The 20,976-nt window shown below is 75.5% G+C and carries 18 protein-coding genes; 12 read left to right on the top strand and 6 right to left on the bottom strand.

From position 1 onward, the window contains the following. Window positions 1–134: 134 nt before the first annotated feature. From ACFV4F_RS09290 to moaA, 3 genes are all read right to left on the bottom strand, one after another. On the bottom strand, window positions 135–1,706 hold the full coding sequence (locus tag ACFV4F_RS09290) for an alpha/beta hydrolase (protein ID WP_380501224.1): 1,572 nt from the start codon (window positions 1,704–1,706) through the stop codon (window positions 135–137). Window positions 1,707–1,785: 79 nt separating this feature from the next. Beyond that, window positions 1,786–2,538 carry an HNH endonuclease family protein gene (locus ACFV4F_RS09285; protein ID WP_380501210.1) on the bottom strand — a complete coding sequence of 251 codons (753 nt, stop codon included), beginning with the start codon at window positions 2,536–2,538 and terminating at the stop codon, window positions 1,786–1,788. A 129-nt stretch (window positions 2,539–2,667) separates the two neighbouring features. Further along, window positions 2,668–3,663, bottom strand: coding sequence for a GTP 3',8-cyclase MoaA (gene moaA / locus ACFV4F_RS09280; RefSeq protein WP_380501208.1), 996 nt, complete (start codon window positions 3,661–3,663; stop codon window positions 2,668–2,670). A 145-nt stretch (window positions 3,664–3,808) separates the two neighbouring features. Between moaA and ACFV4F_RS09275 the strand changes: the two genes are divergently transcribed. The 5 genes from ACFV4F_RS09275 (at window position 3,809) to ACFV4F_RS09255 (ending at window position 8,870) form a co-directional block, all read left to right on the top strand. Beyond that, the gene (locus tag ACFV4F_RS09275; protein ID WP_380499105.1) at window positions 3,809–4,420 is read left to right on the top strand and encodes an NTP transferase domain-containing protein; all 612 of its coding nucleotides are present in this window, start codon (window positions 3,809–3,811) and stop codon (window positions 4,418–4,420) included. Window positions 4,421–4,595: 175 nt separating this feature from the next. Next, the gene (locus ACFV4F_RS09270; protein ID WP_380443536.1) at window positions 4,596–5,447 is read left to right on the top strand and encodes a hypothetical protein; all 852 of its coding nucleotides are present in this window, start codon (window positions 4,596–4,598) and stop codon (window positions 5,445–5,447) included. 182 nt (window positions 5,448–5,629) lie between these two features. Continuing rightward, complete coding sequence (locus ACFV4F_RS09265; protein WP_380443538.1) at window positions 5,630–6,502, top strand: hypothetical protein; 873 nt, start codon at window positions 5,630–5,632, stop codon at window positions 6,500–6,502. Between the two features lie 174 nt (window positions 6,503–6,676). Then, the gene (locus tag ACFV4F_RS09260; RefSeq protein WP_380501205.1) at window positions 6,677–7,615 is read left to right on the top strand and encodes a (2Fe-2S)-binding protein; all 939 of its coding nucleotides are present in this window, start codon (window positions 6,677–6,679) and stop codon (window positions 7,613–7,615) included. Window positions 7,616–7,829: 214 nt separating this feature from the next. Continuing rightward, window positions 7,830–8,870: a DUF2637 domain-containing protein gene (locus tag ACFV4F_RS09255; protein ID WP_380443542.1), complete on the top strand. Its 1,041-nt coding sequence runs from the start codon at window positions 7,830–7,832 to the stop codon at window positions 8,868–8,870. A 38-nt stretch (window positions 8,871–8,908) separates the two neighbouring features. Here the strand turns inward: ACFV4F_RS09255 and ACFV4F_RS09250 are convergent, their stop codons facing one another. After that, entirely contained in the window at window positions 8,909–11,194 is a 2,286-nt protein-coding gene (locus ACFV4F_RS09250) for a SpoIIE family protein phosphatase (RefSeq protein WP_380443543.1), read from the bottom strand. 368 nt (window positions 11,195–11,562) lie between these two features. After that, a complete protein-coding gene (locus ACFV4F_RS09245; protein ID WP_380443545.1) occupies window positions 11,563–12,078 on the bottom strand; it encodes an ATP-binding protein in 516 nt (171 codons plus the stop codon). A gap of 515 nt (window positions 12,079–12,593) precedes the next feature. Here ACFV4F_RS09245 and ACFV4F_RS09240 point away from each other — a divergent pair. The 4 genes from ACFV4F_RS09240 (at window position 12,594) to ACFV4F_RS09225 (ending at window position 16,784) form a co-directional block, all read left to right on the top strand. Next, window positions 12,594–13,304, top strand: coding sequence for an urease subunit gamma (locus ACFV4F_RS09240; RefSeq protein ID WP_380443547.1), 711 nt, complete (start codon window positions 12,594–12,596; stop codon window positions 13,302–13,304). Next, window positions 13,301–15,016: an urease subunit alpha gene (locus ACFV4F_RS09235; RefSeq protein WP_380501203.1), complete on the top strand. Its 1,716-nt coding sequence runs from the start codon at window positions 13,301–13,303 to the stop codon at window positions 15,014–15,016. Before ACFV4F_RS09240 ends, ACFV4F_RS09235 begins: the two co-directional genes overlap by 4 nt. Window positions 15,017–15,040: 24 nt before the next feature. Then, the gene (locus tag ACFV4F_RS09230; RefSeq protein WP_380501201.1) at window positions 15,041–16,084 is read left to right on the top strand and encodes an agmatine/peptidylarginine deiminase; all 1,044 of its coding nucleotides are present in this window, start codon (window positions 15,041–15,043) and stop codon (window positions 16,082–16,084) included. 100 nt (window positions 16,085–16,184) lie between these two features. Continuing rightward, window positions 16,185–16,784, top strand: a complete 600-nt coding sequence (locus ACFV4F_RS09225; protein WP_380501199.1) for a TetR family transcriptional regulator C-terminal domain-containing protein — start codon at window positions 16,185–16,187, stop codon at window positions 16,782–16,784. Between the two features lie 21 nt (window positions 16,785–16,805). Here the strand turns inward: ACFV4F_RS09225 and ACFV4F_RS09220 are convergent, their stop codons facing one another. After that, window positions 16,806–18,548: a hypothetical protein gene (locus ACFV4F_RS09220; RefSeq protein ID WP_380501197.1), complete on the bottom strand. Its 1,743-nt coding sequence runs from the start codon at window positions 18,546–18,548 to the stop codon at window positions 16,806–16,808. Between the two features lie 282 nt (window positions 18,549–18,830). On the opposite strand from ACFV4F_RS09220, the gene ACFV4F_RS09215 reads away from it, so the two are divergent. From ACFV4F_RS09215 to ACFV4F_RS09205, 3 genes are all read left to right on the top strand, one after another. After that, the gene (locus tag ACFV4F_RS09215; protein ID WP_380499096.1) at window positions 18,831–19,343 is read left to right on the top strand and encodes a hypothetical protein; all 513 of its coding nucleotides are present in this window, start codon (window positions 18,831–18,833) and stop codon (window positions 19,341–19,343) included. A gap of 94 nt (window positions 19,344–19,437) precedes the next feature. Further along, window positions 19,438–20,100, top strand: a complete 663-nt coding sequence (locus tag ACFV4F_RS09210) for a DUF3105 domain-containing protein (RefSeq protein ID WP_380443559.1) — start codon at window positions 19,438–19,440, stop codon at window positions 20,098–20,100. A 116-nt stretch (window positions 20,101–20,216) separates the two neighbouring features. Then, window positions 20,217–20,831 carry a DUF305 domain-containing protein gene (locus ACFV4F_RS09205; RefSeq protein ID WP_380501222.1) on the top strand — a complete coding sequence of 205 codons (615 nt, stop codon included), beginning with the start codon at window positions 20,217–20,219 and terminating at the stop codon, window positions 20,829–20,831. Window positions 20,832–20,976: the final 145 nt, after the last annotated feature.

Raw genomic sequence — 20,976 nt, 5'->3', positions numbered from 1 at the left:
GCCCCCCCCCCCCGGGCGCCCCGCCCCCCCCCGCCGCCCCCGCGCGCCCCCCCCCCCCCGCGGCCCGCCCCCCCCCCGCGGCGCCCGCCCCCCCCCCCGGGGCCCCCCCCCCTCGGCGCATCGACGGCCGGCCGTCAGTCCGTCGCGCAGTGCGTGCCCGCCTCCGGCAGCCGCCCGTCCACCAAGTACGAGGTGACCGCGCCGCGCACGCAGCCGCTCTTGTCGTACGCGGTGTGCCCGTCGCCCTCGCGCGTCAGCAGCACGCCGTGCTCGAAGCCGGCCGCCATCCGCTGCGCCCACGGGTAGGGCGTGACCGGGTCGCCGGTGGAGCCGACGACGAGGACCGGGGCGCTGCCCGGCGCCCGCACCGTGTGCGGCTGCTCGGTCGAACGGTAGGGCCAGGGGCGGCAGTCGGGGTCGAGCAGGGTGGCCCGGGTGTCGTGCGAGCCGGTCAGCGGGGCCCGGGCGGAGAGGTCGGCGAGCGCCTCGCGCAGGTCCGCGTCGGTGGGCCCCAGCGGGGCGTCGGCGCAGTGGATCGCGGCGTACGCGTCGGCGGGCGTCTCGAAGTGGCCGTCCTCGTCGCGGCCGGTGTTGGCGTCGGCGAGCTTGAGCAGTTCGTCGCCGTCGGCGCGGGTGATCGCGGGTTCGATGGCCGCGCGCAGCCGCTCCCACGAACGGTGCCCGTCGTAGAGGACGTTGAGGACGCCGTTCCAGCCGAGGGTCGCGGTGACCGGCCGCCCGCCGGAGGTGCTCAGCGGGTGCTTCTTGAGGCCGTCGAGGAACGTGGCGAGCCGCTTGGGGGCGGTGTCCGGGTCGGTGCCGAGCGGGCAGAAGTCCTCGGCCGAGGCGCAGTCGGCGGCGAACGCGGTGAACTCGGTCTCGGTGGCGGCGGCCTGCTCGCCGTTCATGTGCAGGAGGTCGGTGCTGCGCTCGACGGCGCCGTCGAGGACGAGCCGGCCGGTGCGCTCGGGGAACTCCTCGGCGTACAGGGCGCCGAGGTAGGTGCCGTAGGAGAGGCCGAGGAAGTCGAGCTTGCGGTCGCCGAGGGCGCTGCGCAGCACGTCCATGTCGCGGGCGCTGTTGCGGGTGCCGACGAACGGGAGCACCTTGGCGTACTTGGCCCCGCAGGCGTCGGCGAGCACCTGGCCGTGGTCGTAGGACGGGTCGTCGGTGCTGGTCCACTCGTCGCGGGTGCGGTCGTCGAGGCAGGTGACGGGGATCGTGCGCCCGGCGCCGCGCGGGTCGAAGCCGACCAGGTCGAAGTGGTCGTGCAGCGGGGTGTCGAAGCTCCGCCAGCCCCACTGGACCTGGGAGACGCCGGAGTTGCCGGGGCCGCCGGGGTTGAGCACGAGCGAACCGAGGCGGTGGGCCGGGTCGGCGGCGGGCACGCGGGCGAGGGCGACGTCGATGGTCTCGCCCCCGGGGTCGGCGTAGTCGAGCGGCACCTTGAGGACGGCGCACTGCACGACCGTCTCCTCGGGATCGCCGTTGCCGTCGTCGCTGCAGGGCGCCCACGCGATCCGCTGGTCGTAGAGGGCGCGCAGGGCCGGGGAGGCGGTGTCGGAGACCCGTTCGGCGATCGGCGCGCGGGGGGCGGTGCCCGCTGCGCCGCCCGGGGCGACGGAGCCGGTGCAGCCCGCGGGCAGCGCGACGGCGAGGGCGGCGGCGAGGGCCGGCAGGGCGCGCCGCGGGTACCGGGGGATCATCGAGTCCACCGCCCACGAATACCACCTGGCCGGTGCTCCGGTCACGCCGGGGACCTGCGGGGACGGCGGGATCGGGCGTTCACCGGGCGGAGCACTGTTCGAGCATGGTCTTCTTGTCGGCTTCGGTGACCGGGAGTTGGTACTTGAGCGACACCTGGGCGAAGCGCACCGCGTACGCGCAGCGGATCTCGGTGTCGGCCGGCAGCCACGCGGCCGGGCCGGAGTCGCCCTTGGAGGCGTTCTGGGAGCCGTCGGCGGGGATCAGGTTGAGCGGGTCGTTGGCGATCCGGACGCGCTTGGCCTTGTCCCACGTGGCGGCGCCCATCTGCCAGTCGTAGGAGAGCGGCATCACGTGGTCGATCTGGATCTTCGTGGCCTGCTGCTTGGTCCACCGGACGGTCGTGCCGGTGTACGGGTCGAGGATGGTCATCGCGGTGACGACGCAGTCCGAGCCGTCCTTGCGCTCGACGGCCGTGCCGTCGCGGGCGAGCAGATCGTTGCGGGTGTCGCAGTTGTTGCGCCCGAGCGGGACGCCCTCGACGTTGTCGGTCCAGGCGGGCCCGAACTCGCTCCGGTCGTAGCCGTCCCGCGGGCCGGGGGCGGCGGTGGCGACCTTCGTGATGAGGTCGCGGCCGGCCTTGCGGTCCTGCGGCGAACTCAGCGGCGCGAGACCGGGTTTGGTGCCGTCGGGGTTCTCCAGCGGACTGGTGCCCGCGCCCCCGGCCCGGACGTGCGGAGTGCCGTCGCGCCCGCCGACGAGCCACCCGGCCAGCGCGAGCACGCATATGAGGAACACGGTGGCGGCGGACAGCGCGGTGCGGCGGGCGGGCACGGAGGACTCCCGGGGTGAGGGGCGGTCTGACGGCGCACCAGCAGATCAGCCGCCCCAAGAGCGGGTCAAGGCGACGCCACGCGAACCCCAAGGAGCATGTCGAAGATCACAATTGCCGAACGGCGCGCCCTATCCGCCGATCGCGGACATCGGGCGCTCCGGCCGGACGAAGCCCTCGGAGTTGATGGCGTGTCCGGGGCCCTTGCGGCCGATGGTGGCGCGCCAGGCCACCTCCACCGCGTCGTCGTCGGCGCCGCCGCGCAGGAGGGCGCGCAGGTCGGACTCCTCGGTCGCGAACAGGCAGTTGCGCAGCTGCCCGTCCGCGGTGAGGCGGACCCGGTCGCAGCCGCCGCAGAACGGGCGGGTGACGGAGGCGATCACGCCGATCACGGTGTCGGTGCCGGCGATGCGCCACTCCTCGGCGGGGGCGTTGCCGTGCCGGCCGACCGGGACGAGGTCCCAGCGGGCGCCGAGGACGGCGAGGATCTCGTCGGCGGTGACCATCGTCGAACGGTCCCAGGCGCCCTGCGCGTCCAGCGGCATCGACTCGATGAACCGCATCCGGTAGCCGTGCTCGGCCGCGAACTCGGCGAGCGGCACGATCTCGTCGTCGTTGACGCCGCGCACCGGCACGGCGTTGACCTTCACCGGCGCGAGGCCCGCGGCCTGCGCCGCGGCCAGGCCGGCGAACACGTCGGCGATCCGGTCCCGGCGGGTGATCGCCGCGTAGCGCTCGGGCCGCAGCGTGTCCAGGCTGACGTTCACCCGGTGCAGCCCGGCCTCGCGCAGCGCGGCGGCGGTGCGGGCGAGCCCGATGCCGTTGGTCGTCAGCGACACCTCGGGGCCGAGCGCGGTGATCCGCCCGACCAGGTCCGGCAGGCCGCGGCGCAGCAGCGGCTCGCCGCCGGTGAGCCGGACCGACGTGATCCCGAGCCGCCGGACGGCGATCCGCACCAGCCGCAGCACCTCGTCGTCGCCGAGCACCTCGGCCTTGGGCAGCCAGTCGAGACCCTCGGCCGGCATGCAGTACGTGCAGCGCAGGTTGCAGCGGTCGGTGAGCGAGACCCGCAGGTCGGTGTGGACCCGGCCGAAGCGGTCCAACAGCGGGCGCGGTGCGGTGTTCATCTGCCAAGTACAGGGGCCGCGGGGGCGCACCGCCAGCGGCCGAACCGCCGGGGACCGGCCACGACCTGCGGCTTCGCCTTGTGGATTCGTACAACTGTGGGTTCCCACGATGCACGGCGGCGCCCCGGGCGGGCAGGCTGGGCCCATGCAGACCACTCCCGGGCCCCCCGCGCCGGTCGCCGCGCTCGTGCTCGCCGCCGGCGGCGGGCGCCGGCTCGGCGGGCGGCCCAAGGCGCTGATCCGCTACGACGGCCGGCCGCTGGTCGAACACGCGGTGGCCGTCGTACGGGCCGGCGGCTGCACGGACGTGACGGTGGTGCTGGGCGCCGAGCGCGAGAAGGTCCGCGCCACCGCCCACCTGCCGGGCTGCCGCCTGGTCGCCAACCCGGACTGGGCGGGCGGCATGGGCTCCTCGCTGCGGGCCGGCCTGGCCGCGCTCGCCCCGGGCGCGTCCGCGGTGCTGGTGATGCTCGTCGACACCCCGGGCGTCACCCCGGCCGCGGTGGCCCGCCTGCTGGCCGCGCACCGGGCGGGCGCCGACCTCGCCGCGGCGGCCTACGGCGGGCGGCGGGGGCACCCGGTGCTGATCGGCGCCCGGCACTTCGCGGAGGCCGCCCGGGGCGCGACGGGCGACGCGGGAGCCCGCGCGCTCCTGACGGCGCACGCGGACGCGATCACGCTCGTCGAGTGCGCCGACATCGCCGTCCCGGACGACCTCGACACCCCGGCCGACCTGGCCCGCTGGTCCGCCGGGTGACCATCCGCCCGGCGCACACCACCGGCCCGCGCCGCCCCACCGCACGCTCCGCACACCGACCGGCCGCACACCCCTGATCTCTCCCTGAGGATTGCCCCATTCCGCGTCCATCGGCCCCGGTTTCAGGGAGCATGGGAGGCGTCCTCCCACCCGACTCGAACGGACGGAGCCCGAGATGGCCGGACTGCCCGACGACTTCACCGGACACGACCCCGCTCGCCACGGGCCGGGGGCGGGCGGTGGCGGCCGGGCGATCCGCTGCCCGGCCTGCCGCCGCGAACACCTCTACGAACCGCCCTCGCTGCCCTGTCCCTGCGGCGCCTCCCTGAAGGTGCCGCTGCTGCGCGGCGGTGTGCCCGTGCAGGTGCGCTTCCGCTCCTGGGAGGACTCCTGGCTGAGCATGCGCTGTCCGCACTGCGGGCGCTCCGACCAGTGGCCGCAGCCCGAGTTCACCTGCAACTGCGGCGCCACCGTCCGCCTGCCGGTGGACCGCACCACCCGCCTGGGCGGCGGCACCGCCGCCCCGCTCGGCGGCACCGGGCCGCAGCCCGCCCGCCCGTACCCGGCGCACCCGATGAACGCCCCGGTGCCCGCCCCGCCCGGCGGCAGCGGCGGCCAGGCCAAGCCCTTCCGCCACCGCGCGCCCTTCCGCCCGCACCCGGTGCGCACCTCCCAGGACGCCGTGTTCACCGCCGCCCGCTACCTGGAGTGGCTCGGCTTCGACGACCTGGAGCTGACGGAGGCCCAGGAGCGCGACGGCGTCACCCTGCTGGGCAGCCGGATGGTCGCCCAGGTCGACACCTGGACCGAGCCCGCCGACGTCAAGTCGGTGGAGTGCCTGTGGCTGCAGACCCTGCACGCCGAGGAGATGGCCGCCGCGATGTTCACCCTCGCGGGCTACTCCCACCAGGCCACCGTCCGCGGCGAACAACTGCTGGTCGCCCTGTTCAGCCTGGACCTCGCCGGCGTCCCGCAGCCCGCCAACGGCGCCGCCGAGGCGCTGATGGAGACCGGCTGGACCTCCTGACCCCGCCCGCCCCACTGGATCGATTCCTCCGCGGACGCAACAACCTGCGCTCGTGATCTGGTGCACAAGCTCACCCGCGTGTTGAATTGCCGCCACAGCGCGGACCCCGTCCTGTCGCCGAACTCCCCTCGCCCGCAAGGTGAGCAGGAGCCCGGCGCCAGGACCTGCGGGGTGCCGTGCCGATGCTGGATGGCGCACACAAGGAGGTGGCGTTGTCGGAGCACGGATGGGGCCCGAGCGGCCCGGACGGGCGGGGGCGGGCGGCACCGGAGGAGCCGGGGGACGCCGTGTGGCGGCTGCGGTCCCGGGGGTGCTGGCAGGAGGCCGCCGACGTGCTGCGACCGGCCGCCGAACACGATCCGGCGGTCGCCCTCGGGCGCGCCGAACTCCTCATCGAGCGCTGCCTGTTCACCGCGGCGCACTGGACGCAGGCGGAGCAGGCGCTGCGCCTGGCCGAGGCCGGCGTCACCACCACCGAGCAGCGCGCGGCCGCCGCCTGCGCCCGGGGCTTCCTGGCGTACCTCGCCAGCGTGCTCGGCCCCCGCGACCGGCTCGACGAGGCGCAGGCCGCGTTCGGCCGCACCTCGGCACTGCTCCCGCCGGACGCCCCCGGGCGCCCGCTGCTGGACTTCCGCCGCGGCCTGGTCGCGGAGAACCTCCTGCGGGACCGCGGTGCCGCCTGGATCGCCTACCGCAGGGCGCACGACGGCGCCGGCGAGCGCGGCGACGAGCTGCTGCGCTCCTACACCTGGCGCCACCTCGCCGCACTGGCGCTCGCGCGCGGGGACCACGGCCACGCCCGCGAGGGCTTCGACGCCTCGCTGCGCCTGCGCGAGCAACTCGGCTTCACCGTGGGCGTCGCACCGGCGCTCGCGGCGCTCGCCGAGGTGTCCGAACCGGCCGAGGCGGCCCGGCTGCGCGCCGAGGCCACCCGGCTCGTCCACGCCCTGGGAGGCGTGCCCGTGTGGCTCGCGCGCCAGCTGGGCGCGGGCCGCGCTCCGGCGCCTCCCCCGGACGGACGCATCGGACGGGAGACCAGGGGCAGCATCAGCTAAGGTGAGCCTAACCTGGCCGGGGAGAGCAGCGCCCCGGCCGGGTTCGCCTTGCCGCTCCCGGGCACCGCCATGCCCCGGCCCGGCGCGGGCGCGCGCCGGGGCTCCGCCCAGCGGTCCGGCGGGCCCCGCCGTGCCACCCGCCGGCGGGCCCGGACGACCCGATGGGGCCCGCCCATGACCGCGACCAGCGCCACCGCGAGCAGCACCCGGCCCGGCCCCGCGCCGCGCGCCCCGCACACCACCACGGCCGGCCCCCACCCCGACGCCTCCGATCCCGCCGACCCCGACCCCGCCGACCCCTGCGCCGCCGCCTACCGCCGGCTCGCCGTCCTCTCCCCCGTCCTGCGCGTGCACTGCGCCCCGCCCCGGCGCGGCCACGGCTGGATCCCCGCCGCCGACCTCGCCGACCGCCCCGGGGCCGTCCGCGACCTGATCGCCCACGACGCCCGCCAGGGCCTCGCCCGCTACGGGCAGCCGCTGCGCCCGGACGTCGCCGCCGGCTTCGCCCTGCACCGCTTCGTCTGGCCCGCCTCCCTGCTGTTCACCGCGCCGTGGTTCCTGGAGCGGCGCGTCCCGCTGCTCACCCCCGCCGACGTCTCGCTGCGCCGCCGCACCGGCGAGGTGACGGTCCGCCCGGGCGCCTTCGCCTGCCTGCCCGAGGACCCGGCCGCCGAGCTGCCGCAGGCCCGTCCGGTGCCGGGCGGGGCCGCGCTGGCCGCCGAACTCCGGCGGGCGGTGGGCGGGTTCCTCGCGCCGGTGCTGGCCGCGTTCCGCCCCGAGGTGCGGCGCGGGCCGCGCGTGCTGTGGGCGATGGCCACCGACGCTGCGGTCGAGGGGCTCTGGCACGTCGCCGGACTGCTCGGCGAGGAGGAGCGGGCGCGGACCGAGCTGACCGCCCTGCTGGACCCGGCCGCCCCGGCGTGCACGCCCGGCGCGGCCACCACCTCCGCCCCGGGCCCGTCCCCCTTCACCCCGGGCGCCGGTTTCGGCCCGCGGGGCGGCGGCCCCGGCGGTCCTTCGGGTACCGACCGGGCGCGCGCCAGCTGCTGCCTCGTCTACACCGCCGAGCCCGCGGCGATGTGCGGCGGCTGCCCGCGCGTCACGCGGAATTGACGAAAGGACGTGCGAGCGGGAATCCGGAAAGCCCGGAATTCCGGCAATCGTCCGCCGCACATTGATACGAAAATGCGATTGAGTCGGGGTCAGAAATCCCTCTACTCAGCGCATTGACGGCGAATCGGCCATTCCTTCGGCACGCATCCGTCATGATGGTCCCCGCCATCACGACGCAGGAACGCGACGCAGGAAAGCGAGGCTGGTCCCGGCGATGAAATTGTCCGACATACCGCTCGGCTGGGCCGTCACCGGAGGCGTAGGGCTGCTGGTCAGCGCACTCCTCCTGGCCCTGGCCCGGAGCCGGGGATCCGCCGCCGCGGGCGCGGACACCTGGGAGCGAACCGAGGAACGGCGCCGCCGCAAGGAATCCCTGTACGGGGGTGCCTCCTACACGCTGCTGTTCTGCTGCGCCGCCGTCGCCGCCGCGCTCTCCTTCCACGGCCTGGTCGGCTTCGGGGTGCAGAACCTGAACCTCTCCGGCGGCTGGGAGTACCTGGTGCCGTTCGGGCTCGACGGCGCGGCGATGTTCTGCTCCGTGCTCGCCGTCCGCGAGGCCAGCCACGGCGACGCCGCCCTCGGCTCGCGCCTGCTGGTGTGGCTGTTCGCCGGCGCCTCCGCCTGGTTCAACTGGGTGCACGCCCCGCGCGGCTTCGGCCACGCCGGCGCCCCGCAGTTCTTCTCCGGGATGTCGCTCTCGGCGGCCATCCTGTTCGACCGGGCGCTCAAGCAGACCCGCCGGGCCGCCCTGCGCGAGCAGGGGCTCGTCCCGCGGCCGCTGCCGCAGATCCGCATCGTGCGCTGGCTGCGCGCGCCGCGCGAGACGTACGCGGCCTGGTCGCTGATGCTCCTGGAGGGCGTGCGCAGCCTCGACGAGGCGGTGGACGAGGTCCGCGAGGAGAAGCGGGAGCGGGTGGCGGAGAAGGAGCGCCGCAAGCTCGCCGGGCGCCGGGAGCGCGCCGAGATCCGGGCCATCAGCCGCAGCAACGGCGCCTGGCGCGGCGGACGCGGCGGCGCCCGGCAGTTGGAGTCCGCCGGCTCGGAGCCCGCCATAGCCGGCGGGCCCGGGGCGGAGCGCTCCGCCGGCCCCCGCGGGGTCGAGGCCGCGGCCGGGGGCACCGTGGTGCCGCCCGGCCTCCCGGCCCGCCCCGAGCTGCGCACCATCGACCTCACCGCTGACGAGGACACCGTGACGCTGCCCCGGCTGGACTCGCTGGAGCAGAAGCTCAAGGACCTGGAGCAGCAGTTCGGCTAGTGCCGCGGCACGGGCGCGCTCCTACGCGGCAGCGGCTCCTACGCGGCCGCGGCGCCGCCGCTGAGTTCGAACCACATGCGCTTGCCGGAGCCGCGCGGCTCGACGCCCCAGGCGTCCGCGAGCGCCTCCACGAGCATCAGGCCGCGTCCGGAGGAGGCCTGTTCGCCCGGTGTCCGGCGGGTCGGCCACAGGTCCGACTCGTCCTCCACCTCGACCCGCAGCCGGGCCCGGCCGCCGTCGGAGGCCGCCTCCCGGTAGAGGCGGGCGGTGAACATGGCGTCCCGGTCGGTGTGCCGGATGGCGTTGGTGACCAGCTCGGAGGAGAGCAGTTCGGCGGTGTCGATGAACTCGGCGACGCCCCAGCGGCGCAGCGCGTCGCGCAGTTCCGCCCGCACCTCGGCGATGCGGGCGAGGTCGGCCTGGCCGATCCGGCGGCGCAGCTGCTGGGCGGCCAGGCCGCCGGCCGGCCCGTCCCAGCGCAGGAGGAGCAGCGCTATGTCGTCCTCGCGCTCGCTGGAGTCGGCGGCCTGGGAGGCGATCCGGTCGGCCAGGTCCTCCAGCGGGTCGCGGGCGGCCTCCTCGGCGGGCGGGAGCGGCTCGGCGAGCGCCCTGGTGAGCCGGGCGACGCCCTCGTCCAGGTCCATGCCGCGGGACTCCACCAGGCCGTCGGTGCACAGCAGCACCGTCTCGCCCGGGTCGAGGCTGAAGCGGGTGACCCGGTACTCCTGGTCGGGGTCGATGCCCAGCGGCAGGCCGCCGGCCACCGGCACGGTGGCCGCGGTGCCGTCCGAGCGGCGCACCACCGGGTCGAGGTGGCCGGCCCGCACCGCGTAGACGACGCCGTAGTCCACGTTGACCTCGGCGTAGGTGCAGGTCGCGAAGTGGTCGGTGTCCAGGTCGGCGAGGAAGCGGGAGGCGCGGGCCATCACGGCGGCCGGCGGGTGCCCCTCGGCCGCGTAGGCGCGCAGCGCGATCCGCAGCTGGCCCATGATCCCGGCGGCGTGCACGTCGTGGCCCTGGACATCGCCGATCACCAGGCCCACGTGCCCGCCGGGCAGCGGCACCACGTCGTACCAGTCGCCGCCGATCTGCAGCCCGGAGCCGGCCGCCAGGTAGCGCACGGCCGTGGTGACGCCCGGTACGGACGGCACGGTGCGCGGCAGCATCACCCGCTGGAGGCCGGCCGCCAGCTCGTGCTCGGCGTCGTGCAGCCGGGCCCGCGCCAGCGACTGGGCGACCAGGCCGCCCAGCGTCGTCAGCAGGGTCCGCTCGTCGGCGTCCAGCTCGCGCTCGTCGTCGAAGCTGACCACGCACACGCCGATCGCCCGGCCGCTGGCCACCAGCGGCAGGTAGGCCCAGGAGCCGCGGCCGTTGCGGCTGGTCGGCTCCCACACGTCGGGGTAGCAGTCGCGGTACTCGTCGCGGGAGGAGACGAACACCGGCGCGCGGTGGCGCAGCGCCTCGGCGGCGGGGTGGCCGGCCGGCAGCAGCGTGCGGTCCCAGATGGCGAGCGCGCCGGGCCGGTAGCCGGAGGCGCCGAGGATCCGGGCCCGCCCGGCCTCGAAGGCGGCCAGCACCAGGCCGTCGGGCGGCAGCCCGGGCAGCGGCAGCTCGGTGAAGACCCGGGCGACGTCCCGGACGGTGACCGCCTCGGACAGCGCGCGGGCGGCCTCCTTGATGAAGCGGGAGCGCTCCTCGCGCAGCAGCGCGAGCCGGTCGGCGCGGTCGCGCTTGTGCAGTTCGACGGTGGCGTCCCAGACGAAGCCGACCATCCGGGAGGCGCGCCCGAAGGCGTCTGCGAGCACCCGGCCGCGGAAGCGCACGGCGCGCATGGTGCCGTTCGGCCCGACCGTGCGGTAGTAGGCGCCGCACTGGCCGAGCTCGGCGACCGCGCGCTCGACCCGGCGGCGCACCACGGGCGCGTCCTCGGGGTGCAGCAGGGCGAGGAAGGAGGCGGCGGTGCGGTCGAACGCACCCTGGCCGACCTCGTCCAGGCCGATGATCGCGCAGGCCCGCGGGTCGCCCTCCAGCACGTCGCGGCGGATGTCCCAGTCGAAGGAGCCGATGCCGTTGGCGGCCATCGCGGGCTCCAGCCAGTCCGGCATGGCGTCGCCGGCGGCCGACGGCAGCCCGCCGGGGAGCATCGGCGCCAGGCGGCCGACGGCCCCGGGGGCGGTGCGCAGCGGGCGCCGGCGCACGGCCTGGGCGGGCGGCTTCGCCCGGCCGGTGCCCGTGGTCGTGGGACCGGGTGAGCCGACCGGCGGGTCGGCCGTGGACGCGCCGGGAGGAAGCGCCGGCCCCGGCGACTCGGGCTCAGTGGGCATGCTGCTCCTGCCGCTGCCGTGACGGACCCGCCGACCGTCCGGCCGGACCGCGTGGCGATGTGGTGGGTGGTGCTGGATCGGACGGTGCCGGCCTGCGGCGGTCAGTCGAGGTACCGTCTCCCCGCTGCTCTCCGCACGTGGTCACACATTCCCACCATCCTGGCCAATGTTCGGCCCAGCGGCAATGGCAACGGGCCGGAAATCTTCTGTTCCGCCTTCTGTTCAGGGCGTCCTTCGACGACGAATGAACCGCATCCGAACTATTCTGCGGGCGGGTCGCGCGCTCCGGCGATTTCCGCGGCGCACCGGCGCGGCACCGGCCGCGGCACCGGCTTCGGATCCGACCGTAGGCCCGGCCGCGGGTCCGGTCAGGGCGTCGCGAGCTCGAACCAGGTGACCTTGCCGTCGCCGCGCAGCTGGACGCCCCACGCGTCCGCGAGCGCCTCGACCAGCATGAGCCCGCGGCCCGAGGTCGCGTACTCGGCGTCCGGGTCGCGCCGGCGGCCGGGCAGCCGGGTCGCGCCGTCCTGCACCTCGATCCGCAGCCGGTGGTCGGTGCCGAGCACCGCGTCGAACACCGCGCCCTTGCCGGTGTGCAGCAGCGCGTTGGTCACCAGCTCGGAGGAGAGCAGCTCGGCGGTGTCGGAGAGCTCCGGCACCCCCCAGTGGCTCAGTGCGGTGCGCAGCCGGTGCCGGACCGAGCCGACGGCGACCAGGTCGGCCGGGTCGAGCGTCAGATGGAGCCGGCGGTGCAGCGCGCAGCCGGGGGCGGTGGCACCCGGCAGGGCGGTCCCCGTCGTGCCGCCCGGAGCCTGGACCGGCCCGGACCGGTAGGCGTCGCCCGAACTCGTCCGCTGCCGCGGGAATCGCGACTGACCGTCCATCACCACTTGCCCCCGCCCTCGCATCCGGGCCCCCGGGCAGGATCCCCCGCCCGCCGGGTGGCCCTCCTCGTTCCGACCACCATCCTCATGCCCAGCTGACGGCGTTTGCAACAGTGTGCGTCCGATCACGTGGGGTGAAAGGGGCACGGGGAGGTTCGCGTGATCCAACTGCCCGCGCCGGACGGGTTTGCGAAGCGCAGAGCCCGCATTCGAGCCCTCCCCTCGCCGATCCCGCGCACACCCGGCGCGCGGAACCGTGCCCTCCCCGCGCCGTGCGCCGGCCCGTCCCGCCGTCGAGCCCCCTCCCCCGCGCGCCCCGCTCACCCCGCCCGCCGCCCCGGCGCGCCGAACCGGCGCGGAGCCGCAACGCTGGACAGAGCGGCCCGGGCCGGGTTCAATGGCCCGAGAAGTTTGAACGACGTTCTAAACACCCCTGAGCGCCCCGAACGTCCGAGCACCCCCCGAGCCGACCCCCCACCTGCCCGAGGGGCCCGACGAGCCGCGAGCGAGGAACCGTGCGACTGACCCCCACCGAGCGGGACCGGCTGCTGATCTTCACAGCAGCCGAGCTGGCCCGCGCCCGCCGCGCCCGGGGCGTGCGCCTCAACATCCCCGAGGCCACCGCCCTGATCGCGGACACCGTCTGCGAGGCCGCCCGCGACGGCCGGCGCCTGGCCGAGGCCATCGAGGCCGGACGCAGCGTCCTGACCGCCGACGACGTCCTGCCCGGCGTCCCCGACGTCGTCACCGTCGTCCAGGTCGAGGCCGTGTTCGACGACGGCACCCGCCTGGCCGTCGTCAACGACCCCTTCAAGGGCGCCGGCTCGCTCGGCGACGAGGCCCCAGGCGGCGCGCTCGCCGGCGACGGCGCCGGCTACGACCCGGTCGAGGAGACGCTCCTGCTCCCCGTCCACAACACCTCCGGGGTGCCGATCTCGGTCACCTCCCATTTCCACTTCTTCGAGGCCAACCCGCGCCTGGCCTTCGACCGCGCCGCCGCCTACGGCACCCACCTCGCCGTCCCGGCCGGCTCCTCCGTGCGCTTCGACCCCGGCGCCACCGTCGAGGTCGGCCTGGTGCCGATCGGCGGCGAACGCGTCGCCATCGGGTTCGCGGGCCTCGTCGACGGCCCCCTGGACGCCCCCGGCGCCAAGGAGGCCGCCCTGGCCAAGGCCCGCGCCACCGGCTACCTGACCGGCTTCGACGACTCGGAGGTGCCCTCGTGAGCTCGATCACCCCGCACGACTACATCTCCGTCCACGGCCCCCGCGCCGGGGACCGCGTCCGGCTCGGCGACAGCGGCCTCATCGTCCGCGTCGAGTCCGACTCCCAGGCCCCCGGCGAGGAGTTCCTGGCCGGCTTCGGCAAGACCGCCCGCGACGGCCTGCACCTCAAGGCCGCCGCCGTCCGCGACACCTGCGACGTCGTCATCAGCAACGTCCTCGTCATCGACGCGATCCAGGGCGTGCGCAAGACGTCCATCGGCCTCGTCGACGGCCGGATCGCCGCCATCGGCCGCGCCGGCAACCCCGACACCCTCGACGGCGTGGACGTCGTCGTCGGCACCGGCACGACGATCGTCTCCGGCGAGGGCCTCATCGCCACCGCGGGCGCCATCGACACCCACGTCCACCTGCTCTCGCCGCGGATCATGGAGGCCTCGCTCGCCTCCGGCGTCACCACCATCATCGGCCAGGAGTTCGGCCCGGTCTGGGGCGTCGGCGTCAACTCCCCCTGGGCGCTGCGCCACGCCTTCAACGCCTTCGACGCCTGGCCGGTCAACATCGGCTTCCTCGGCCGCGGTTCGTCCTCCGACCCGGCCCCGCTGATCGAGGCCCTCGCCGAGGGCGGCGCCTCCGGCTTCAAGGTGCACGAGGACATGGGCGCCCACACCCGCGCCCTCGACACCGCACTGCGCGTCGCCGACGAGTACGACGTCCAAGTGGCCCTGCACACCGACGGGTTGAACGAGTGCCTGTCCGTCGAGGACACCATCAAGGTGCTGGAGGGGCGCACGATCCACGCCTTCCACATCGAGGGCTGCGGCGGCGGACACGTCCCCAACGTCCTCAAGATGGCCGGCGTCCCCAACGTCATCAGCTCCTCCACCAACCCCACCCTGCCGTTCGGCCGCGACGCCCTCGGCGAGCACTTCGGCATGATCGTCTCCGCGCACGACCTCAAGGTCGACCTGCCCGGCGACGCCGCCATGGCCCGCGACCGCATCCGCGCCGGCACCATGGGCGCCGAGGACGTCCTGCACGACCTCGGCGTCATCGGGATCACCTCCTCCGACGCCCAGGGCATGGGCCGCGCCGGCGAGACCGTCCGGCGCACCTTCGCCATGGCCGGCAAGATGAAGGCCGAACTCGGCCCCCTCGACGGTGGGTACGGGACCACCGAGGGCGGCGACGACAACGAGCGCGTCCTGCGCTACATCGCCAAGCTCACCATCAACCCCGCCATCGCCCACGGGCTCTCCCACGAGGTGGGCTCGATCGAGGTCGGCAAACTCGCCGACATCGTCCTGTGGCGCCCCGACCACTTCGGCGCCAAACCGCAGCTCGTCCTCAAGGCCGGATTCCCCGCCTACGGCGTCGTCGGCGACCCCAACGCCTCCACCGACCGCTGCGAACCCCTGCTCCTCGGACCGCAGTTCGGCGCCCACGGCGCCACCGCCGCCGACATCTCGGTCGCCTTCGTCGCCCAGGCCGCCGCCGACGGCGCCTACCTCGACCGCCCCGCCGACGGCCTGCCCACCCGCCGCCGCCGCGTCGGTGTCCGCGGCACCCGCGGCATCGGGCCCCGCGACATGGTGCGCAACGCCCGCCTCGGCCACGTCGAGGTCACCGAGACCGGACTGGTCTCGCTCGACGGCTCGCCGCTGCGCTCCGAACCGGCCGACAGCGTCTCGCTCAGCCGCCTCTACTTCCTCTGACCTCCTCCCCCAAGGACCCCCCTGATGACCACCCCCACGCCCGCCTCCCTCGGCTACCGGATGCCCGCCGAATGGCACCCGCACGACCGCACCTGGATGGCCTTCCCGACCACCAACCCCACCTTCGACACCCCGGAGAACCTGCACGCCGGACGCGAGGCCTGGGCCGCGGTCGCCAACACCATCGTCCGGTACGAGCCGGTGACCCTCATCGTCAACACCGGGGAGACCGCCGAGGCCCGCAAGTACGTCTCCGAGCAGGTCGAGATCGTCGAACGCCCCCTGGACGACGCCTGGATGCGCGACATCGGCCCGTCCTTCCTGATCGACGGCAAGGGCTCGCTCGCCGCCGCCGACTGGATCTTCAACGGCTGGGGCGCCCAGTCCTGGGCCCGCTGGGACAAGGACCAGCACATCGCCGAGCACATCGGCGAGCTGACCGGCGTCCGGCGCTTCGTCTCCCGCCTGATCAACGAGGGCGGCGGCATCCACGTCGACGGCGAGGGCACCGTGCTCGTCACCGAGACCGTCCAGCTCGGCGAGGGCCGCAACAGCGACTGGACCAAGGAGCAGGTCGAGGCCGAGCTGCACGCCTTCCTCGGCACCACCAAGGCCGTCTGGCTGCCGCGCGGACTCACCCGCGACTACGACGAGTTCGGCACCCGCGGCCACATCGACATCGTCGCCTCCTTCGTGCGCCCCGGCGTCGTCGTCGCCCACGTCCAGCCGGACCCGGCCCACCCCGACCACGCCGTCTGCCAGGAGCTCGTCGCCATCCTGCGCGCCTCCACCGACGCGCAGGGCCGCCAGCTGGAGGTCGTCGAACTGCCCGCCCCCACCGTCCTGTTCGACGAGGACGGCGAGCCGGTCGACTACTCCTACATCAACCACTACGTGGCCAACGGCGCCGTCATCCTGTGCGGCTTCGACGACCCGCGCGACCAGGAGGCCGCCGACATCCTCGGCGAGGCCTACCCCGGCCGCACCGTCGAACTCGTCGACGCCCGCGGGATCTTCGCCAACGGCGGCGGCATCCACTGCATCACCCAGCAGCAGCCCCAGGCCTGACGGGACGCCACCGGAGCGGGGTGCGCACGCCCCGCTCCGGTAGCGTTCGGTCCCGCTGCGAACCACGACCTCCGCTGCGCACCGAGGGAGAGCACGACACATGGCGGACGCCCGCCCGCGCCGGCCGGCGCGCCCCCGCGAGGAGGTCTTCGCCACCGCCCGCGCCGCGATCGCCGAACACGGGCTCGCCAAACTCACCATGGCCGGGCTCGGCAAGCAGCTCCAGATGAGCGCCGGGCACCTGCTCTACTACTTCGGCAGCAAGGACCAGCTGCTGCTGGAGACCCTCCGCTGGAGCGAGAACCAGCTCGGTGCCCGCCGCCGCGAGGCCCTCGCCGACCACGCCCGCGACCCGTGGCAGCGCCTCGACGCCTACCTGCGGCTCTACCTCCCCGAGGGACCCGGCGACCCGCGCTGGATCCTGTGGATCGAGGTGTGGGGCCGCTCCCCCGCCAGCGCCGAACTCCGCCAGGGCCAGCAGGACATCGAGGCGCCGTGGCAGTCCGACCTGGCGGGCCTCATCGACGAGGGCACCGCCGCCGGCCACTTCACCCCCGGCCCGACCGCCGACCGCGCCACCCGGATCCGCGCGCTGCTCGACGGGCTCGCCGTCCCCGTCGCCCTCGGCCTCCCCGGCAGCCGCACCGACGAGGCCCTCGCCCACGCCACGGCGGTGGCGCGGATCCTGCTGCGGGCGTGACGTGAGGCGGGGGACCGCTTCCTACTCCGTCCAGACGGCGGCGGCCGTCCGGTCGTCCGCGTAGCCCTTCGCCCGGACCTGCACCTGGCGCAGGAAGTCGACCGTGCCCGGCGGGTGCGGGTGGGCCCAGTGCGAGGACAGGAAGTGGGCGACGGCCGGCTCGTCGGCGATCGGGTCCGCCAGGCCCGGCGTGCAGAGCAGCAGGATGTCGCCCGGGGTCGCCGGCACCAGCCGGAAGCGGAACGGCCGCGGCTCCGGCACCGGACCGTCCGCCGACGCCGGCACGCCGTCCGGGTGGTGCAGCAGCCGGGCCGCGTAGGCGTCGATCCAGTGACCGGAACGCAGCAGGTACAGCCCGCCGGGGCCGACCCCGAACGCCGCCCGGTAGCCGGCCGCCGGGTCCAGCGACACCATCAGGCAGTGCAGCGACGCCGGGGACGGGCCGTCCTCCCCGCCCGGCGCCAGCGCCCGCAGCGGGGCCGCCGCGCCGGTGACCAGCCGCTGGAGGCCGTAGCGCAGCCGGTCGCGGGCGCCGGCGCGCAGGTCGGCGGCGAGACCGGCCCGGCTGCGGCCGATCGCGGCGGCCAGCTGACGGCAGGCCTCGCCGGCCGCGGTGCCGACCGCCTCGGGCGGCACGTCCTCGTCGGCCGTCGAGCCGCCGTCGTCGAACCCGTTGCGGTCGAAGCCGCCGAGCACGGCGAGCAGCAGCCCGTCCGGGCCGTCGCCGAACCGCGTCACCAGCAGCGCGTCGCGCCGCGGCTCGCCCCGGTACCGGGCGGAGTCGCCGCGCACGGACACGGCCCGCAGGACGGCCGGACCGTACTGGGCGCCCTCCAGGACGGTGTCCGCCACGACGGACCCCAGCGAGCCCGGGTCCGCCTCCGGCACGGCCGTCGGCTCCGGCCCGTACGTCGGCGGGCGCTCCCCCACGTGCGGCACGGCGGCCGCGGCGGCGGCCAGCGGCGAGCGGGCGACGGGGCGGGGGGAGGGAGCGGGGGCGGGTTCGGGTTCGGCGGCGAGTTCGGGGGCGAGTTCGGGTTCGGGTTCCGCGGCGTGGACGACCTCCGGCTCCGGCTCGGGCGCGCGGACGGCCTCGGGCTCGGGGGCGGGGTCCGGTTCGGGGGCGCGGACGGCTTCCGCTTCCGGCGCGGGCGTGCGGGCCGGTTCCGGCTCTGGCGGAGAGGCGTGGACGGCCTCGGGCTCGGGCTCTCGTTCCGGTTCCGCTTCCGGTTGCGGCTCCGGCGCGGGTGCCGGTGCCGGTGCCGCGTCGACGGTGGGCTCGGCTTCGGGCTCGGGCCCGGCTTCGGGCTCCGCGGCGGGCTCCGGCCGCACGTCCTCCGGTGCCGCTGCCGCCGCCTCGGGTGCGTCCGGCTTGTCGAGCGCGACGGGGCCCGTCCGGAAGTCCGGTGCCGGGAACTTGTGCGTCTCCGCCGACGGCGACGGCGGGGGCCACTCGACCGGCGCCGACACCGGGGCCGGGTCCGGCTGGCCGATCACGTCGAGCGCGGTGTCGAACCAGTCGTCGATGCTGTCCCGCGCGCCCACGGGCGCCTCCGCCGCGGCCCCGGCCGCCGCCTCCGCCTGCTCGCCGGTGCGCTGCGGCGCGATCAGGCCCGCCGCCGTGTCGAACCAGTCGTCGACGCTGCCCGCGTCCGGGTCCGCCCCGGGGGTGTCCGGGAGGGTGCCCGCCGGGCCGTCGTAGACGGCGTCCCACCACCCGTCGTCGGGCCGGTGGGGCTGTGCGGGTGCACCCTGTTTGCTCATCTGGCGGCTCCTGGTCGGTCCGTGGTCGCGCCGCCCCCGGCGGGGCCGGACTCGACGTCATTGTCTCCAAGTGCAACGACGCTGTCCGGGTTTCGGCGACAACCGGACACCGTCCGGAACGTTCCCGGCCACCCCGTCCGCCCCCGCGTTCAGCACCGTTCCGTCCCTGGTTGCCGGAAGTGTCCGGAGCGGGTGTTTCCGTGCCGTTCGGTGCCGTTGGGGGCCGAAAATGGGGCCGGAGGAGGGGCATCGCATCACTCGTTCGGCTGATTAAATGTGCCCATGACCGCGTCGGCCCCCAGCTCGCCCCGACCGGGGAGGGCCGCACCGGCGGGCCGCCCGGCGGGTGTGCTGTGGATCCTGCTGCTGGTCGGGCTGCTGACGGCACTGCCCTGCTCGGGCCGGGCGATGGCCGCCGACCAGGGCTCCCCGGCGCCGTCCACCGTGACGGCGGTCACCACCGTCTCCGCCGCCTCCGGCGCCACGGAGGCCACCGCGGGCACGGCCACCGGCCGCACCGCCAAGCCCGCCGACCACCACCCGCACGTCGACGGACCGCGCCACTGGACCTGGTGCTCGGCCGACGGCCGTCCCCCGCAGCGGGACAACGGCTGCTCCAGCCACCCGTACTGCGGCCAGGACGCCCAGCTGCCCAACCCGCCGCCGCACCCGCAGCCGGTGGTCTCACCGCACGCACCGGCCCCCGAGGCGCTGCCCCGGGTCGCCCCCGCCGGACTGCTCGTCGGCCCGCACCCCGCACCCGATCTGCACGAACTCCAGGTGCACCGCTCCTGAGCGGAACCCGCCGTCCGCCACCGGACGGATCCGCCCTCCCCACTTCATCCGACCGCCGCCCCAGCCGGGCGCGCGGGGACAAAGGACAACCATCATGGGTTCCGCCTCCAAGCAGTCCAGCAAGAACAAGCAGCAGGGCGCCACCGACCGCCGCGCCCGGATCGCCGAGCTGCGCGCCGCCGAGCAGCGCCGCGACCGCCGCAACAAGATCATCGCGATCGTCGCCGCCTGCGTCCTGGTCGCCGGCACCGGCGGTGCCATCGCCTGGGTCCTCAAGGACCAGAGCGACAAGAAGCACGCCCAGGAGGTCGCCGCCAACGCGGACATCCCGGGCGTGAAGACCTTCGGCGACCTGAGCCGCAACCACGTCAAGGACAAGGTCACCTACCCGATGACCCCGCCGGTCGGCGGCGACCACAACGCGGTCTGGCTGGACTGCATGGGCCACGTCTACGACCAGCCGGTCGAGAACGAGCGCGCCGTCCACTCGCTGGAGCACGGCGCGGTCTGGGTGACCTACAACGGCAAGGCCACCCCGGAGGACGTCAAGACCCTCTCCGACAAGGTCAAGGCCACCCCGTACTCGCTCATGAGCCCCTACCCGGACGAGCAGGGCACCATCACCCTGAACGCCTGGAGCACCCAGCTCGTCGTCGACAGCGCCTCCGACCCCCGGGTCAACCAGTTCTTCACCAAGTACGTCCAGGGCAAGCAGACGCAGGAGCCCGGCGCCTCCTGCACCATGGGGCAGATGTGACCGCCGGGAAGCCCGTGACCCCCGGGGATCCGCAGGACGCCGACGGACCGCAGGACGCCGACGAACCGCAGGCCGTCGCCGCCCGGCCCCGGCGCCGGCTCTGGTGGCCGGCCGCGCTGGCCGCCGCCGTCGCGCTGGCGCTCGGCGTGCCGGCCCTGGTGGCGAGCGGGACGTCGGCCTCCGGCTCGTCCTCGCTGACCGTCCCGGCGGACGGCTCGCCCGAGGCCGGGTTCGCCCGCGACATGGCGACCCACCACCAGCAGGCGGTGGACCTGTCGTTCATCGTCCGGGACCGCACCTCCGACGAGCCGACCCGCACCCTGGCGTTCGACATCATCAACACCCAGGCCAACCAGCGCGGCATGATGATGGGCTGGCTCGACCAGTGGGGGCTGTCGCAGCACTCGCCGGCCAAGCCGATGGCGTGGATGGACATGGGCCACGACTACCAGGCCCACGACGGCTCTCTGATGCCCGGCATGGCGACCAACGCCCAGCTGGCGAAGCTGCGCACGCTCGGCGGCAAGGACGCCGAGGTGTACTACCTGCAGCTGATGATCGAGCACCACAAGGGCGGCGTCGAGATGGCCCAGGGCTACGTGGACCTGGCGAAGAACGACAGCGAGAAGCGGCTCGCCCAGTCGATGGTGGTCGCCCAGACCTCCGAGCTGGAGCTGATGACCGACATGCTCAAGGAGCGCGGCGCCGCCCCCGGCGTGCCCGCCTCCTGAGCCGCGTCCGCACGGCCTGACCGGCCAAGGGGTGCGGTGGGGGTCGGGGGGGGGGGGGGGTGCTGGGTGGCGGGGCGGCCGGGCGCCGCCGGGCGGCGGGTCGGTGATATGACTCTCTGAGAGAGGGGCACTCTGACCGTGTGAG

The organism is Kitasatospora sp. NPDC059722 (assembly GCF_042733235.1).
Lineage (GTDB): Bacteria > Actinomycetota > Actinomycetes > Streptomycetales > Streptomycetaceae > Kitasatospora.
The sequence above is the reverse complement of the archived record's forward strand: the minus strand, read 5'-3'. Positions and strand labels throughout refer to the sequence as shown.